This is a genomic window from Segatella copri (assembly GCF_051861805.1).
GTDB lineage: Bacteria > Bacteroidota > Bacteroidia > Bacteroidales > Bacteroidaceae > Prevotella > Prevotella copri_M.
The window spans coordinates 3,524,125-3,540,890 of sequence record NZ_CP146520.1; the positions used below are offsets into that span (position 1 = coordinate 3,524,125).

Consider the following 16,766-nt stretch of genomic DNA (forward strand, 5'->3'; position numbering starts at 1 on the left):
TATCTTTGTGGCGTAAACATTCAAACTAAGCGTTATGGAAAATGATTATCAGAACAACAACAGCATATCAGACACTGCAAACAACAACGAAGAATCGAACAAGCCCGAACATGAAATTAAGGTAGAAATCGTTAGCATTGAAGTAGTAGGCGAAGATACTTGACGATAGCGCCGTACCGATACCATACTATCACTGCAAACAATACTAAGATTTAAGTTTCGCTTGTTGAATTCACATTATCTACATCTACTCTTGTAATTCGGAGTGGTTGTTCGGAAATTCCGAACAACCACTCCGGTACGAAATATAATAGCCTTACTTTACATCAAACTCCAAACCTAACAGACAGGCCGATTCCTTGATGCTCTTATAGGTTGGAATCAATTCACTATACCTTGATAGTATGATTTCCGATATCAATTCCATAAAGGTGCGATTAAAACTCAGTGTTTCACTTAAACTACAAACTTGGAAACTAATTTCAATTCCATAAAGGTACGATTAGAACGATGTATTGGAACGTGATGTATTCGGTAGTGGATAATTTCAATTCCATAAAGGTACGATTAGAACAATCCGCTTATATAGCCACTAGACTTAATATCCTTATTTCAATTCCATAAAGGTACGATTAGAACTCTCTGTTGCCTGCGACACCATGCCACCATTCTACTAATTTCAATTCCATAAAGGTACGATTAGAACTGTATTAACCTGGATTGGCTTTCGGTGTATTGCCATTTCAATTCCATAAAGGTACGATTAGAACTTGTCAACAATCCAGGAGTCCGGATCCTCTTTCTTATTTCAATTCCATAAAGGTACGATTAGAACGTATTATGCCGATGCCCTCTGGCACTCCATCTTTGCATTTCAATTCCATAAAGGTACGATTAGAACTTTCTTTTCCTGGCTCCCAGGTGGGTGCCCTTCGGGATTTCAATTCCATAAAGGTACGATTAGAACTTCAAGGAGCTGTCCGAGAGAAACGACTGCCGTAATTTCAAATCCATAAAGGTACGATTAGAACGCCACTCACTTACAACGGTATCGTAGCCAACCCTAAATTTCAATTCCATAAAGGTACGATTAGAACAAATTACAGAGCCAAAATGCCTATGTTGAGTCTTATTTCAATTCCATAAAGGTACGATTAGAACTGGGTGATAATTGCATTACTCATCAAATACATTAATTTCAATTCCATAAAGGTACGATTAGAACAGAAACAAGCTTCAAAGAAGCTTTTGGCGATTTCCCTTATTTCAATTCCATAAAGGTACGATTAGAACTCTTTGACTACCCTTTGTCGGTGTCGCAATATATCATTTCAATTCCATAAAGGTACGATTAGAACTTCATGTTGCGCTCCTTGTCCTGAGACAGGTCCAATTTCAATTCCATAAAGGTACGATTAGAACCTTGCCAGCTCTCGCTTATCTACAACAACCGTATAATTTCAATTCCATAAAGGTACGATTAGAACTTCCAATCATCAGTGGTGAAACGCTTGATGATAGATTTCAATTCCATAAAGGTACGATTAGAACCGTTGATATGGGCACCCCTAACATATATTTATTAATTTCAATTCCATAAAGGTACGATTAGAACAGAAGCAGTCTGATGCTGCCATCACCTCCAAGCAAATATTTCAATTCCATAAAGGTACGATTAGAACTGTCAGACCAACATCCTCCCCTCTGCTCTGGTACACCATTTCAATTCCATAAAGGTACGATTAGAACACTTCGGGCTTCAGATGTGAAAAGCTCAACGAACATTTCAATTCCATAAAGGTACGATTAGAACGAACGTCGTGCCCAGATATTCTTTATATTCCTTAGATTTCAATTCCATAAAGGTACGATTAGAACAAGGTAGGGCGGTAAACCGCCCTGGTTATTTGTGATTTCAATTCCATAAAGGTACGATTAGAACGACATCTGCATTTCGTGAGTAGGCACACTGATATATTTCAATTCCATAAAGGTACGATTAGAACGCGCAGCCTGTGCAGGAGGTGGCCACGCCATCGGACATTTCAATTCCATAAAGGTACGATTAGAACTTGTCTGCAAACTCTGTAACTATCTCAGCCAAGGGATTTCAATTCCATAAAGGTACGATTAGAACCCGTTAATCCTTGGCTATAGATGCCCAAAGAATCAATGAGTTTGCGAGTGCAAAGATACAAAAAAATCTTCAGAAAAATGTCGATGCCTAAAGATATTTTTTCTGCGGCCTTACGACAACCTGCCTATTTATGGAGGTTTCAATAAGTCAAAGAGCACTTTTGGAGGTTTTGCCGAACCTAGAAACGGCAAAATAGAACCACATCGACAACTCTTTATAAGAAATTATCGGTAGTCATTCTTTCTTTTCCAAGAATCTGTTTGTTCATATTATACCCCATTTTATTGGTGAAAACAATGACACTATCCTCGGATTCATCAATGATAGCTTTCATCTTCATTTGCAATTCCCGAAGTTTAGCTTCAGATAATTCTCCCTCCAAAACTGAGTTCTGAATCCAACACAAATATTGGCGGCAAAGCTTCAACATTTTGCCTACTCGCTTCTCACCTACATCATAAACTATAATCACATACATATCACCAATACATTTTAAAAGGTTTATATTCTTCTATTCCCAAAATATCTTTCAGTAGCTTATAGCATTCAAGTTTTATAAGATGCTTATAGCTTACATTACGTCCTAAAGAACGATGACGGAAAGTCTCATCATAACGCTCTTCCATGGCCTTTACAAAAATCTTCTTTCCCTTTTCGTTCAAAAGACATTTGTTGAGTTTCTTATCAAAATGACTGGTGCTTAAAGCATGCTTATTGAGTACCTTGAAGATGACTCTATCCACGATAATAGGTTTGAAGATCTCGGATATATCCAGACATAACGAAAAACGCCTTTCTCCCGGAGTATGCAGAAAGCTTATCGTTGGATTGAGCTGAGTTTGATGAACAGCCCGGAGAGTTTCGGTATAGCACATCATATTGCCAAAAGAAATGAGAGCATTTACCTCGTTCTCCGGCGGTTGCTTGGTTCTTGATCCCATGTTGAAATCATCGAGAATGATATCGAATGCAGCATAATATGCCTGTCTGATATTTCCCTCAATTCCCATTATCTCATCTACAGCCTTAGCATCTGGCAAAGTATTACTCAACCTTTTAATAGTATCGATAATAAAGCGTCCTATTCATCACTTGTCAAGTCCACCCCCTTTTTGTCATCATAGAAACCAGTGCGGACTAAATTTAACCTAACAATGCTATTTTTTCCTATCTTAACCTCGTATCCAGAATCAATTCTATTTAGTTTGTTTTTTCCCTTGATAACCAGATACTCAGGTAAACTAATAGCGTAGAGTAATTTATACTCTAAGAACTCTGAATAGTTTCTGAATTGATGCGTTGGCGGAGGACAAACAAAGACATCATCTTGATAGACAATATTTCTACTTCTCCATTCCTTACTCTCTACATCATCTTCATCGCTAACATCTTTTGGGCAAATTAACCAATTGTATTTAAACATTTTTTCCAACTCTCCGACATTTCTCTTTGCATCAGATGAAAATTTAAATTTCTCTTTATATACATCATTCAACAAAACTGTCATATCGTCAGAAGAGTAACATTTCAGCTGCAATACATCTTTCGTCACAAGGAACGCTTTACTTGGTATCCAACAATTATCCTCAAGTATGCCATAAGGTGCAGGATATATAGTTTTATTGCGATAAGGGATAAGAATATATAACTTTCCCATATCATCAGAAAATCGACATAATCTTCCTGTTCGTTGTATCATCCTGTCTATAGGACACAATTCTGATATCATGATTTCAGAACTTATGTTTATACTCATTTCTCCTATTTGAGTCATAATAACGATGCCCTTAGCGGTACCTTCACCCCATGCTTTTTTACCTAATGCCTTTATAATTTTTTCTTCCTTTTTCAATTTATCAGGCTCTGTAAACCTACTATGATAGAGATGGACATTCTCAATTTCTTCCTTGGTTCTTTTTTTATCACTACAAATATGTTTATATAAAGCTATAGCACTATCCACTGTGTTCATATAGAGTATTCCATTCCCTATCTCAAAACATTTTTCAATCAAGGGATCGATATCTTTAAATTCATTATAATCTATAATATCTTTAATTTCAAATCGTTTACGAATATTATTAACATCATGAGAATCCTCTAAGATTGAATCTATCTTATATCCTGTACTCTGATATAATGATAATGAAGAATCAGGTAGCGATGCACTCATTATAAGTACCGGAACCTTCCATTCATGCAAAACCTTTAGTAAATACTGAATATTAGCGAGAGTAAAGTCATCATAAAAATCAGCCTCATCAATAACGACACAAGAATTTGCTAAGTTATAACTAATAAGATGATGGTCTTCACGTGTCATCGTCAAAGACATCAGAAGATGATCAATTGTACATACTGTTATAGGCGATAACAAACATCTCGCCATCTTATGCTGATTCAACGCATCAGACAAACTAATTTCATTATTTTTCACTTTATCACTAATGGCAGACCACGCACTGGAATGATATAATCCAGTTTGCCCCAATTCCTTAGAGACATTTACTGATATAGCATTCGCAGTAAAACGGGTGGGCATTGCAAAAATCAATCTATCCGCTCTTTGTGCTTCTATCTGCTTTGATGCCCATAATAACGCAGCATCTGTTTTACCAGCACCTGTTGGCGCCCTAAGAAGAAGAAGGTCTTTCTTCCAGTTATCTTCTACTATTTTTTGCACACCACGCTTTTGAGTGTAAGGAAATGTATAAGAGAAAGGTTCTAAGCTGGAAATATCTTCCATTTCTTCTTTTGCACTTGCTCTATGATCTGCTAATTGAAGTAATCCTCTAATTGCGTCATATTTCATATGTGCAGAACATAAGAGTGAAAAATCATTTCTGAGAGTTATACTTGATGAAGTTCTTCGGAATTCTTTCCATATTGAGCTGTATGCTTCACAAGCCTTCCATTTGTCTTCATATCGACTCCCCAACTTAGAATGATGAGCAGCAATTGCTACTTTTTGCGACATAAGCAAATCACCTTGTGGATCAACTATACGTAGTGATTCCATCTCATGACGAAAATTATTTTTCCTTAGATTTTCACCTGCCTCATCCTGACATTCTTTACTATATTTTAAGAAATTTCCTTCAGGATTTTTAGTTTTCCAGACTTTGTAGTTTTGATAGTCTTTCCAACAGGCAGTTTGCCACTTATTATGTTTTTTCCCCTCATCATGCCATTCAGCAGAAGCGCATAAAAGGTTGGTCAAGTTCTTCCCGACCATTTTTGAGTATTTACTCAAAGAAGCAGGAAGAACCTGACAAATAGATAAAGACTCCGTTACAACATCTTTATTATGTTGCTCTAAAGTTATGCCAGAAGGCTTAGCCAATACTGTGTTATTTTCAGCCTTGTTCATTTGTCCGCAATATAGAGTTTACGCTTGTTCGTCGGAACTAGGAGAGTCCTCTTTATTTTGTTTCATCTTATTTTTCTCCTTCTTTACTTCCGTCTTTTTCTTAATATTTATAATCAAACTTTGAACATCGTCAAACTTTTCAACCTTATCTTCAGGAAAGCATGTATACAATTCATTCTCATTAAGAAATTGCATTGCTTTCTTATAAGCTGTCAAAACGCTATCGGTTTTTTCATCTGTATCATCACCATAGAAGAAAACAGCCCCTCGGTCATTCAACTCTTCTTTAATTCTTTTTCGTTCAGTTTCAGATGCCTTAAAGTAACGTGAAGCCTTTCTACCTAATTTGGGATCAAATACAATGAAAACCTTTTGAGGTTCACCACACACCTCATTACGCGCTTGATTGGCATAATCATTTAGGAAACGAGTTGCCTCCAAGAATATTCTTGCTCTTCTTTTTCTTTCAGACTCATTGGCAAATTTATGCGCAACAGTTTTAACATGAAAGTTCCCGTCGTATTCATACGTCTTGAATATGCTCAAAGAAGTAACATCCAAAAAGAAATTCATACGCATATCGTCTTCCTGACTATACTCAACAGTAACAATTGCTTGCTTTTTTGCATCCTCATTTGGATTGTTGTTTACACATACAAGCAGGTCATTTCCAATTTTACTTGGATCTATTGCTACCGCAGGTGTAGCCGATATTGGAGAAGTTCTTCTTATAGAACCAATACCATCTATTGCATGCATAAACCCACCCATATCAGCACGCAAATCACGCTCTATCTTACTTGTTATACCATCAGCATTAGATACATAAGTATACTGATCATCATTTTCTCCAATATGATTCGCCTTTTGATCATCAATATTTACTCTGTCTATAGCAGAGAAAAGAGAATGGCGCTGCATCTGTCCAGAGATATATGCTCTTTCATCAAGACGCTTTTTTATTGTTGGCATGTTTCCTAACAATTTGTCACCTCCATTTGCGATATGATTCTCTAAAGGTGCAATAAGCGTTACTAAAATACCTTTAATTATCATTTTTATATTTTTTAAAAGTTATACATTTTCATTTTTTGTTCACTGTTTTCAATCTTGAAAAAGCCATCAGAAGGTTTTTTGCCTGTTCTAAGGGCAACTCGCCACATGATACCTTTGACATAAATAATTTAGCACCTTCATATATGTCATGACCTGTAAGACGAGCTGCTCTTGTTGTAATAAATGCAACTAATGCATCTCCTGTTTTTGCAGACATAATAGCACTTTCAAATTGAATTAAAATTTTATTTTTTAACTCTGTTTGTTTTTCCTTTTTTTCATCTTCCTTCAAGTTTGAAATATTACGTATTTCATTAGAGGCATAAGTGAAAGCTTGAAAGTTTAGCCAATTCCCAAAAGCGATGGCTGAATTAACAATATCTTCATTTATTTTTTCCATAATGCAAAAATATGTTTTTAATAATAATTCCATTTCATTAGGGTATTCTGCCCTAAAAGAGAAGAAACCACGAAAAGATACCTTATTAAATAAAGTCAAGAATCGACTTGCAAACAAGTCAAACCTATCGTATTCATTTTTTCTAATATCGTTAAACTTATCTATTTTACTTCGACTACCAACTTTAAATAATTCGATTCTATAAATACTATCAACTATGCTTTGCAACTTTCCCTTCGATGCCAAATCTATAATGACATGATTGAATGAAAATGCTTTTATCTCGTCTGACGACACAAGATAAATATTCGTATTTTTCAATCGGTTCACAACATTACAAATCTCTGGCGAAATTCGGTCTTCCGCATCCTTTGCAAATTTACCAATCGCCCCAAGCAAAGCAACAGCTCCCATAACACTTGTCTGTGGTGCATACGGAAAATTCCCATTAAGCAAACGAGGACGATGTAATGTATATTTTCCACCTTTCTTCCAAGTAACTTTACCATGCAATAAATTCTTCGTTTCATTTATATACATTTCCTCAAAGAGATTAATGAAAAGAATCATATCAGGAAGTTCTAAGTCTGGGATGAGACACCAATTCTTTTTATCCCTATAACAAGGTTTATTTGGCGTTGACAGTGTAATACACCCCAAGCAATATTCTCTTAATGTCCATTTCGGTTTTCCTCGTTCATTTAAACCTTTTCCTTGTGAGGTAAATATAGAGAATTCGCCTGCAAATGGATTTCCAACTAATGGGAGTTTGTCTTTTGTTAGCTTTTTTCCAATTAATTTTTCAATTGTATCCTTGGCTTTTTTGTTTATAAAGGAAGGTGAAATAAAATCAGCGTCTTTCTTTGCAAAACGATACTTTATTATATTCCTTCCAGCAGCGACTTTAAGAGCATAATGATTTAGACCATTTTCTAATTCATATAGAATATGGTCTTCGTTTATTTCCTCTTCTTTTTGCAAATTATTATGCACCATCAGAAGCGCCATTGCATATTTTAAAAATGGATGCGTTGTCATACTTTTGTTATTTCAACTTCTACCCAACCTTCGCTATTGCCAAGATATGTTACAGAATTATTTATGTTCTTTTTCAACAAACTGAATAAATCAGCATCAATATTAATTGGTATCTTTATGATACCATGTATTTCTATGTACTCACGAGATACTGGCGTATAGTAATAATATGGCAATTGTTGCCAATTATACTTTTCACTATTGCTTTTATCTGGCGATTTCAGCCAATTGTCTATCTGTTTATTAATATTACTGCCATCACTATCAGAATGCATAATCTCATTATACAATTCTGTTATAACATCTAAGCTTATATGCCTAGAGCCATTTACTTGAACATATGTATTATATCTTCTTCGAGCACGGCTCCATAAATCAGTATAATACATAAATCCTATATCGCCTTCTTCCAAAGGCTTTATAGGTTCATACCAAGGCTGACCGTTTAACGAGAAAAACTCCATCAATAATGGAATATAAGTAGAGCCTGGAAAAGTGTTTGGTTTTATTGTTGCATTTTGCTCCCTTTCTAAGTTCATGTCCTTTAGAATTTCCTCTCGAATAACATTATCAAAGTGCCATCCTATCAAATTTTCAAACATACCGCATAGCATCTTTTTACTAGGATATTTCATGGTCTTATAAAAAGAGCCAGGCAATTCAGATACCATAGACAAAGGTGCTAAAGGTCTAATTTCCAAAACTGCTTGTGTTTGCAGCTCTGGCAACTTTTTCAATATTGATAAGTCTATATTACTTTCCATTTTAATTCTTCATTTTTATAAATCCAAAACCCTGAGAACAATGTTCACCGACTCCTCCTTCATAAGCAATCTTCATCAACTCTAAAGGTGCTTTCATGCGGAAGGAGCAGAGATATCCACGCACTCTTGATTCGTATGGAGTATTGGCTTTTATCGTTATCAATTTTGACTTGATCTTATTATCTGTCAATTCGAACGAAAACTCCCTGTCTTCCATATTAAATGGTTGACCATAAATGCTCTCATATCTCGCCATCAATCCCTTTAATACTCCTTCAGCGAACATAGGATTATCAGGAGATAGATATTGAGTCTTGTTATCTTCATGAAGCTTAACACAAATAGGAGACAGAGCTACGAAAGTCATTCCTTCAGATAATTGTGGCATTGGTATGGCCTCTACTCCAACAACATCAAAAGCAACTTGATATTTTTTATTACCAATTGTAAAGCTTTGATGGGCAAATATACCTTGAATGAATTCAAGAGTACTTTTTTCCGGTATAAAACTAATGTACCATACTGCTCTTTCACCTATGATTTTCAAACACCCTGCTTCTGGCAAAGGCCTTACTTTCTCAAAGATGAAGGGTGAATAACAAAATAGCTTGAACCTCTTTCTTTCATGTAATAGATAGCCATTTTCATGAAGCCATGACGAATATTGCGTATCAGCTTGCGCCAATATGCGATAAATGACTGCAGACTGCTCATACTGATAATTAAAGGGCAGCAAGTCACCATAATTTCTATCTACTTTCAAAGTTATCTTAAACTTCATAAATATTTATTTTATGGACACAAAGTTAATAAAAAAACTTATATGTTGTTATTTTCTTTAAGAATTATTATACTAATATTTCATTTTAATCTTTCGAAATGCCAGTTTAGCAAGTAACCAACAAATTTATATCTTCTTTTCGAATATCACCCAAACACCGACATTACCCTTACCTTCATGCCTTAGAATACCCGCTTTTTGCATTACCGCCAAATCTTTTTCACCGTTTTTGAAGTCTCCGACAAGGTTACCGACAAACTCTCCGACATTTATTGTCGGTAACAACTCCCCATAAAACGATAACATATTGGTTTTCAATTATTTTTCTTTCCGACATGTCTCCGACATTTTTCTCCGACATATACATCGGCATTACCGCCACATTACCGCCAAAACAATATTTGCACCGACATTTTACACCGACAAAACAGCATCAACCTTCAGCGTTCACAGACCAGCGCTAAATTGATAACTTTACCAAAATTATCCCAAAAGGGAAAGAACAAGAAGATTTAAGGAGAAACGGGGATTACACATTATTATATATAGGAATTCTTTGGGAAAATAGTAGGCATAACATTATTGAATATCAACAACTTAAGCGTTTCATTGTGCTAGTTGTGGCATTTTCATTGTGCAAGTTGAGAATTTCATATAAAATTATTGCCCAAAACATTTGTATATCCATAAATAATATTGTATCTTTGCAATCGGGTTTCAGACTCTATCCCAAAAAGAGGATCATATAAAAAAATCAAACTATAAACAAATAAACGTCATGAAAAGATTATCAGTTATCGTCTGCCTCTTTATGTTCGCTCTGATGCCTCTTCTGGCACAGGTGAAGCAGACCGTTGCCGTTCTCGGCGACTCGTATTCAACATTCGAGGGTTTCATTCCAAAGGGATATGCCACCTGGTACACCACTGCGGTTCAAAAAGTAACCGATGTCAACAAGGTGGAGCAAACCTGGTGGTGGCAGGTTATCAAGGAAGGTGGTTACAAGATGGGCAACATCAATTCCTATTCCGGTTCCACCATCTGCAACACCGGCTATCGCGATGAGGATTACAGCGACCGTTCATTCATCAACCGCACTACCCTGCTGGGCAATCCGGACATCATCTTGATTTGCGGCGGAACGAACGACAGTTGGGCAAATGTCCCTATCGGCAATTACCAGTACAGCAACTGGAAGCGTGCCGACCTCTACTGTTTCCGTCCTGCCCTGGCGAAGTTGCTTTCCGATCTCCGTCAGCGCCATCCGAATGTAGATATCTACTTCATTCTAAATTCTGAGCTGAAGGATGAAATCAACGAGTCAGTAAAAAAGATCTGCAAGACCTATCAGGTTCCGGTCATCGCCCTTCATGACATAGACAAGAAGAACGGTCACCCAACTATCAAGGGAATGAGAAGCCTTGCCGACCAGGTTCTGAAGGTGATAAAGAAATAAAATTTCCGCAACATAACCTTCCTAAGAATGGATATAAAATCTAAGCGCAATAGCTGAAGGAATGGCTACTTTGAGAAATTCATATGGAAGCGGACATGGACGTGCTGCTTCATATAAAGGGTTAGAAGAACGTCATGCCAAATTAGCTGTGGGCAGTTCAATAACATTGGTTGAGTTTTTGTGGTGTACTCATGAAAGAACAAAAGACAAGAATAAGGTCTAAAATGGCACATGAGGATTTATCGTAATAATAACAAGAAAAGAATTTAAAATGAACATAAATGAGTTAATAGGCGAAACAACCGCCTACGATAAGAAGCAACAACTCGAAGTCAAGAGACCTAAGAGCTGGCTAAAAAGTGTTTCAGCCTTTGCCAATGGTGAGGGCGGAACATTGGTGTTTGGTATCAGTGACGACGACCAAGTGGTAGGACTTGCTGATGCTGAAAGTGACGCAGAGAGAATAAGTGAGGAGATAAAGACCAAACTTGACCCTATACCTGCCGTCAACCTCGAATTTAAGGAGGTGGACGGCAAGAAGCTTGTGCTGCTTCATGTCTATAAAGGACAAGAGACACCATATTATTATATAGGTGACAAACAACGATTGGCATTTGTGAGAGTCGGTAACGAGTCAGTGGTAGCTGACAGACTTCAATTGAAGAACCTTGTTATGAGAGGTGCTGGTCGTTCGTTTGATGCTATCCCATCACCATACAAGTTTGAGGATATGTCTTTCTCCAAACTCAAATCTGTTCATTTTAAGCGATTGAACCAATCGTTTGATGATAGTGATTTCGTTTCATGGGGAATAGTTGACATTGACGGGAAACTAACCAATGCCGGTGCATTATTGGCAGATGATTCCCCTATACGCCATTCTCGTATCTTCTGCACACGTTGGAATGGACTTGACATGACGAGTGGTTTGGGGGAGGCTTTGGATGATGCCGAATTGGAAGGTAGTGTCATCAGTCAATTGCAAGATGCAGTTGCTTTTGTGAGAAACAACTCTCACAGAAGATGGTGGAAAGAAGCTGAGTATCGAGAAGAACTGCCAGATTATCCTGAGCGTGCCGTAACCGAAGTGATATGTAATGCCATCATTCATAGAGATTATATGGAACTTGGCAGTGAGATACACATAGATATGTATGACGACCGCATGGAAGTGTATTCCCCTGGTGGCATGTTTGATGGACGATTGATACAACAACTTAATCCTCTGACTGTGCCATCGAAACGTCGCAATCCTTTATTGGCAGATTTCTTTCATCGTTTGAAACTGATGGAGCGTAGAGGTAGTGGCATGAAAAAGATAATTGGTGAGTATAAGCGTTTTGAAAACTTGGAAAATTATCACGCACCAGAGTTTTGTTCCAATGCAACAGAATTTCATGTTACTCTATGGAACCTCAATTATGGGGAGGATGTCGTAAAAGACAACCTTCATGTCGTAAAAGAGACGGATGATGTCGTAAAAGATGTCGTAAAAGATGTCGTAAAAGAAAAAGCAAATACTACAAAAGAATTTGTTAAAGCACAACGGCAAATTTATAAGTTGATTTCGCAGATGCCCCAAATCAGTGCTGCGCAAATGTCAGAGAACATGGGGATTTCTTTGCGACAAGTGCAACGATACCTCAAGCAACTTTCCGACCAAAACCTAATTGTAAGAGAAGGTAGTCGCAAAAATGGCATTTGGAAAATCTTGGACGATGAATACGAAGGCTTCTTCAAAAGAATATAAACGATAATAGCAGGTGGCTATATCCATAATAAGTAAGTAGAGAAGGAGAAATATGGGCAAGAAAATATGATACTTTCTTGCCCATTCCCATACTATTCTCAATAAATGTCTTTTAGTTGCTATAAGCACTCTCACCATGCTCGTAGATGTCGAGACCTTCCTCCTCTACTCGCTTGTCAACACGTACACCTACACTCTTATCTACTACCTTGAAGATAATATAGGTAACTACGATGCTGTAGATGATGCTTACCACGGTGGCTACCACCTGAACCCAAAGCTGATGCCAGTCGCCATAGAGAGCACCCTGCACGCCTTCGGCTCCTGTTACGTATCTTGTGGCGAAAACACCGGTGAGGACAGATCCCAGAATACCACCCATGCCATGAACACCAAAGGCATCGAGGGCATCATCATACTTGAACTTCTCCTTCACCACTGCTACCATGAAGAAGCAGACGATGGTGGAAATGATTCCGATGCAGAAAGCACCCAAAATATCGGTACTGCCGGCTGCTGGAGTGATAGCTACCAAACCGGCTACGGCACCGGTACAAGCACCCACTGTGGTTGGCTTCTTGTTTACAATCCAGTCGATGAGCATCCAGGTGGTGGCTGCAGCAGCTGTGGCGATATGGGTTACGAGGAAGGCATTGGCTGCCAGACCATCGGCTGCCAATCCGCTACCGGCATTGAAGCCGAACCATCCCAACCAGAGGAACGACATTCCCATGAACACGAAGGTGATGTTGTGAGGTGTGATAGGATGACCCGCACGGTAATCATCACGCTGTGTTACCCGTATCAAGTGTCGTCAATAATAAACTGCTCATATTTATATCTTATAGTTAAATTAGAATACAATATTATAATATAGTCTCTCAAATATAAACTTCAATACCAATCATAAAGTTCAATGTTCAAACCTCAAAGTTCAAAGTATCTTTATTCCTCTTTCTCAGCGTTATACAATGCGATGTCACCTCGCTCGCCGGTTCTGATTCTAACGGTATCCAGCACCGGAATCACGAAGATTCTGCCATCTCCTACCTCGCCAGTCTGGGCGGCACCCTGAATGGCAGCGATGGTTGGCTCCACGTTCTTATCGCGAACCACGATGTTCAGGAGCACACGCTCTATACTGCTCGTATCGTACATCACACCACGATAAATGCGAGCCTGGCGCATCTTTCCTTCACCCCTTACATTATAATAAGAGAACCACTCGATGTCGGCAGCTAAAAGTGCCTTCTTGACATCCTCGAATCTAGACTTGCGGATAATTGCCTCAATCTTCTTCATAATCCTTTAATAATTAATAATGTGTTAATACTTTTATTGATTGTCTCCAACGAAAAACGGACTTTCATTGATTGTCACTCAAATCAAGCCATTCTTTTACATATTGTTCGTTTTCGGCTGCAAAATTAATACATTTTGTCAGAATTTCAAAGATATTAAAAGCATTTCGTTTCTACTTTTCTACTGATATTATAAATTTATCCAGCTATCCTATATTCTGCTTACAATTTGTAATCTATCCTACTTTTCTTCATTGCAAATTGTAAGACACTAAAAAACAACTATCATTTTCTGTATATCTTTTCTTGCATATTTCAACAAATAGTCGTACCTTTGCAACCGAAATCAGACAAATAGTCATCGAAATATTCGAAAGACTATCAAAAAGTAAAGTCTCGAAAGAGACAAAACTGGAAAGAATGTCGAATCTCAAGATAGAGACAAGGCGTGAGAGATAGAAGAGTATTCAAACTTAAAGGACAACGCAAAATGAAAGAAACAGTTCATTTCACAAAAATGCAGGGAGCGGGTAACGACTACATCTATGTAGATACCCAGCTGTACGACATACCCAACCCAGAGAAGGCAGCCATAGCCTGGAGTGCTTACCACACAGGAATAGGAAGCGATGGACTGGTTCTCATCGGAAAACCGCAGGATGGCAGAAGAGCAGACTACTCGATGCGCATCTTCAACGCCGATGGTTCAGAAGCAATGATGTGCGGCAACGCTAGCCGATGCATCGGAAAGTATCTTTATGAAAAAGGACTGACCCGAAAGGAAACAATCCGACTGGAGACGCTATCAGGCATCAAAATCTTGAAATTGCATCTTCAGGATAACAAGAAAGTTGTGGATTCAGTAACAGTGGATATGCTGAAACCAAAATTGGAAAATCCTGAGCAGTTTATCGGTCCTTCAGTACTCGAAGCCGACGGAAGAATCTTCGAAGGCACTTACGTTTGCATGGGCAATCCACATTTCGTTACCTTCGTGGATGACATCGACTCCATCGACATTGCCCATTACGGCAAGATACTGGAAAGAAACCAGGCTTTTCCGCAGCGCTGCAACATCGAATTCGCGCAGGTTACTGATTCTGACATCATAAGAACTAGAGTTTGGGAAAGGGGAAGCGGAATTACGATGGCTTGCGGAACAGGGGCTTGTGCCACTGCTGTAGCCGCAGCCCTGACCAAGCGTGCTGGCAGAAAAAGCAGCATAGTGATGGATGGCGGAACACTCCACATTGAATACAGCGAGGCAGACGACCATGTATACATGACGGGACCTGCCGTCTTCGCCTTTGAAGGAGAAATTGAGATTCCAGAATAAATAAGAGCAAACTTAAATAATAATAAGGTTGATGAAGATACATCAGAAAAAGAGATATCTGAAGAGACCGCAATAAAAGGAGAACAAAAATATGGCATTAGTTAATGAACATTTCCTGAAGTTGGCCAACAATTACCTGTTTGCCGACATCGCAAAGAAGGTGAAAGCCTACAAGATTGCCCACCCTAAGCAGCGAGTAATCAGTCTGGGCATCGGTGACGTAACCCAGCCTCTCTGCCCTGCCGTCATCAAGGCGATGCACAAGGCAGTGGATGAGATGGCAGTACAGGCTTCCTTCCGTGGCTATGGTCCGGAGCGAGGTTACGACTTCCTCCGCGAGGCTATCATCAAGAACGACTTCCTGCCTCGTGGCATCCATCTCGACCCCAACGAGGTATTCGTAAACGACGGAGCCAAGAGCGATACAGGAAATATCCAGGAGATTTTGAGATGGGATAACAACATCGGTGTCACCGACCCGATTTATCCTGTATATATCGACTCTAACGTGATGATTGGCAGAGCGGGAATTTTTGAGAACGGCAAGTGGAGCAACGTAACCTACATGCCATGTGATGAGAGCGACGACTTCATCCCTCAGATTCCAGACCACCGTGTGGATATGATTTATCTCTGCTATCCAAATAACCCAACAGGTACGGTCATCTCGAAGGAAGAACTCAGAAAATGGGTTAACTACGCTATCAAGAACGAGAGCATCATTCTCTATGATGCTGCCTACGAGGCATACATCACCGACCCGGAAATCCCTCATTCTATCTACGAGATTCGTGGAGCCAGAAAGGTGGCGATAGAATTCCACAGTTATTCAAAGACAGCCGGTTTCACCGGTGTGCGCTGTGGTTACACCATTGTTCCTAAGGAGTTGAAGGCAAAGACATTGACCGGTGAGGAAGTGGCACTGAACCCTATCTGGGACCGCCGCCAGTGCACCAAGTTCAATGGTACCAGCTATATCAGCCAGCGTGCTGCCGAAGCCATCTATACCCCAGAGGGTAAGGAACAGGTAAAGGCTACCATCAATTACTATATGGAGAATGCCCACTTCATGAGAGCAGAACTCCAGAAGCTCGGATTGAAAGTTTATGGTGGCGAGAATGCCCCATATATCTGGGTAAAGACTCCAAACAACACGCCAAGCTGGAAATTCTTCGAAGAGATGCTTTATGGCGCCAGCGTAGTCTGCACCCCAGGTGTCGGCTTCGGTCCATCGGGCGAAGGCTACATCCGTCTCACCGCCTTCGGCGAGCATGAGGACTGCAAAGAAGCCATGGAGAGAATTGCCAAGTGGCTGGGAAAATAAACATTCCAACAGATTATTAAACATTGAATATCAAAAATTTTAAAATATATAAG

General features: G+C 38.8%; 13 protein-coding genes, 2 pseudogenes and 1 CRISPR repeat array. Of the genes and pseudogenes, 5 read left to right on the forward strand and 10 right to left on the reverse strand.

Going from position 1 to position 16,766, the window contains the following annotated elements; all coding sequences use genetic code 11:
- The first annotated feature begins 414 nt into the window (after positions 1 to 414).
- A CRISPR array of direct repeats spans positions 415 to 2,137; the repeat unit is 30 nt; unit sequence ATTTCAATTCCATAAAGGTACGATTAGAAC.
- A gap of 214 nt (positions 2,138 to 2,351) precedes the next feature.
- From cas2 to V8Z93_RS13985, 8 genes and pseudogenes are all read right to left on the reverse strand, one after another.
- Positions 2,352 to 2,615 (reverse strand): CRISPR-associated endonuclease Cas2, encoded by a 264-nt coding sequence (cas2, locus tag V8Z93_RS13950; RefSeq protein ID WP_118119984.1) that lies wholly within the window; start codon positions 2,613 to 2,615, stop codon positions 2,352 to 2,354.
- A 1-nt stretch (position 2,616) separates the two neighbouring features.
- A pseudogene (cas1, locus tag V8Z93_RS13955) lies at positions 2,617 to 3,207 on the reverse strand (CRISPR-associated endonuclease Cas1); the annotation flags it as partial.
- Positions 3,208 to 3,218: 11 nt separating this feature from the next.
- A complete protein-coding gene (gene cas3 / locus V8Z93_RS13960; RefSeq protein ID WP_439431881.1) occupies positions 3,219 to 5,507 on the reverse strand; it encodes a CRISPR-associated helicase Cas3' in 2,289 nt (762 codons plus the stop codon).
- An 18-nt stretch (positions 5,508 to 5,525) separates the two neighbouring features.
- Positions 5,526 to 6,563, reverse strand: a complete 1,038-nt coding sequence (gene cas7p, locus V8Z93_RS13965) for a type I-PGING CRISPR-associated protein Cas7/Csp1 (RefSeq protein ID WP_439431882.1) — start codon at positions 6,561 to 6,563, stop codon at positions 5,526 to 5,528.
- 28 nt (positions 6,564 to 6,591) lie between these two features.
- Positions 6,592 to 8,001 carry a hypothetical protein gene (locus V8Z93_RS13970; RefSeq protein WP_439431883.1) on the reverse strand — a complete coding sequence of 470 codons (1,410 nt, stop codon included), beginning with the start codon at positions 7,999 to 8,001 and terminating at the stop codon, positions 6,592 to 6,594.
- The gene (cas5p, locus tag V8Z93_RS13975) at positions 7,998 to 8,765 is read right to left on the reverse strand and encodes a type I-PGING CRISPR-associated protein Cas5p (RefSeq protein WP_439431884.1); all 768 of its coding nucleotides are present in this window, start codon (positions 8,763 to 8,765) and stop codon (positions 7,998 to 8,000) included. Before cas5p ends, V8Z93_RS13970 begins: the two co-directional genes overlap by 4 nt.
- A 1-nt stretch (position 8,766) precedes the next feature.
- Positions 8,767 to 9,546, reverse strand: a complete 780-nt coding sequence (cas6, locus tag V8Z93_RS13980) for a CRISPR-associated endoribonuclease Cas6 (RefSeq protein WP_439431885.1) — start codon at positions 9,544 to 9,546, stop codon at positions 8,767 to 8,769.
- 126 nt (positions 9,547 to 9,672) lie between these two features.
- Positions 9,673 to 9,864 (reverse strand): hypothetical protein, encoded by a 192-nt coding sequence (locus V8Z93_RS13985; RefSeq protein ID WP_439431886.1) that lies wholly within the window; start codon positions 9,862 to 9,864, stop codon positions 9,673 to 9,675.
- 460 nt (positions 9,865 to 10,324) lie between these two features.
- On the opposite strand from V8Z93_RS13985, the gene V8Z93_RS13990 reads away from it, so the two are divergent.
- Genes V8Z93_RS13990 through V8Z93_RS14000 form a run of 3 tightly spaced genes read left to right on the forward strand, consistent with a single transcriptional unit; the run spans position 10,325 to position 12,752 of the window.
- Positions 10,325 to 11,002 (forward strand): SGNH/GDSL hydrolase family protein, encoded by a 678-nt coding sequence (locus V8Z93_RS13990; RefSeq protein ID WP_439431887.1) that lies wholly within the window; start codon positions 10,325 to 10,327, stop codon positions 11,000 to 11,002.
- Between the two features lie 49 nt (positions 11,003 to 11,051).
- A complete protein-coding gene (locus tag V8Z93_RS13995; protein WP_254949409.1) occupies positions 11,052 to 11,225 on the forward strand; it encodes an abortive infection family protein in 174 nt (57 codons plus the stop codon).
- A gap of 48 nt (positions 11,226 to 11,273) precedes the next feature.
- Positions 11,274 to 12,752, forward strand: coding sequence for an ATP-binding protein (locus tag V8Z93_RS14000; protein WP_439431888.1), 1,479 nt, complete (start codon positions 11,274 to 11,276; stop codon positions 12,750 to 12,752).
- A 112-nt stretch (positions 12,753 to 12,864) separates the two neighbouring features.
- Here V8Z93_RS14000 and V8Z93_RS14005 read toward each other — a convergent pair.
- A pseudogene (locus V8Z93_RS14005) lies at positions 12,865 to 13,542 on the reverse strand (ammonium transporter); the annotation flags it as partial.
- Between the two features lie 155 nt (positions 13,543 to 13,697).
- The gene (locus V8Z93_RS14010; protein WP_006849503.1) at positions 13,698 to 14,054 is read right to left on the reverse strand and encodes a P-II family nitrogen regulator; all 357 of its coding nucleotides are present in this window, start codon (positions 14,052 to 14,054) and stop codon (positions 13,698 to 13,700) included.
- A gap of 489 nt (positions 14,055 to 14,543) precedes the next feature.
- Between V8Z93_RS14010 and dapF the strand changes: the two genes are divergently transcribed.
- Together dapF and V8Z93_RS14020 are read left to right on the forward strand one after the other, a co-directional pair.
- Positions 14,544 to 15,389: a diaminopimelate epimerase gene (dapF, locus tag V8Z93_RS14015; RefSeq protein ID WP_439431889.1), complete on the forward strand. Its 846-nt coding sequence runs from the start codon at positions 14,544 to 14,546 to the stop codon at positions 15,387 to 15,389.
- A gap of 91 nt (positions 15,390 to 15,480) precedes the next feature.
- The gene (locus tag V8Z93_RS14020; protein WP_439431890.1) at positions 15,481 to 16,713 is read left to right on the forward strand and encodes an LL-diaminopimelate aminotransferase; all 1,233 of its coding nucleotides are present in this window, start codon (positions 15,481 to 15,483) and stop codon (positions 16,711 to 16,713) included.
- Positions 16,714 to 16,766: the final 53 nt, after the last annotated feature.